This is a genomic window from Planktothrix sp. PCC 11201, assembly GCF_900009135.1.
In the GTDB taxonomy this organism is placed as follows: domain Bacteria; phylum Cyanobacteriota; class Cyanobacteriia; order Cyanobacteriales; family Microcoleaceae; genus Planktothrix.
This window is the reverse complement of record NZ_LT797759.1, coordinates 1-389: the sequence shown is the minus strand read 5'-3', so window position 1 is coordinate 389 and position 389 is coordinate 1. Positions and strand designations below refer to the sequence as shown.

Sequence of the window (389 nt, the reverse complement as noted above, 5' to 3'; positions counted from 1 at the left end):
GACGTTTTTAAACGAATTTTAGCGCGCTGACGACCTTGGGGTGTCCACCAAGCGGGAATGATGACTTTATATCCTGAATCTTCTAGTATCCAGGCACTTTCTTTGAGAAATTCAAAGACTTCAATCAGATTTAATTCTAATCCAACGGGTTGATCTGTTTCTAATCCCTGCCACAGTTTAGGATACATTCTCGCTGCATATCCTAAATTAAGTAACAGGTATTTCTCAAAATCTTTTCCTAGATAATTGTACAGTTCTTTTTTCTTTTTTTGAGTTTGTTGCCAGTAATCTTTTAACAACAGCTTAAAGGATGGGTCTTGTTTCGAGGAAACTGAAAAATGAATCAGCCAATTATCTTGTTCGTGAGTGGCTTCTTGGAGTTGAAAGCA

1 protein-coding gene is annotated in these 389 nt (G+C 37.3%); it reads right to left on the bottom strand.

The annotated features are described in order from the left end of the window. A partial coding sequence (locus tag PL11201_RS25570) for an SNF2 helicase-associated domain-containing protein (RefSeq protein WP_234996849.1) occupies positions 1–389 on the bottom strand: 389 nt, incomplete at both ends.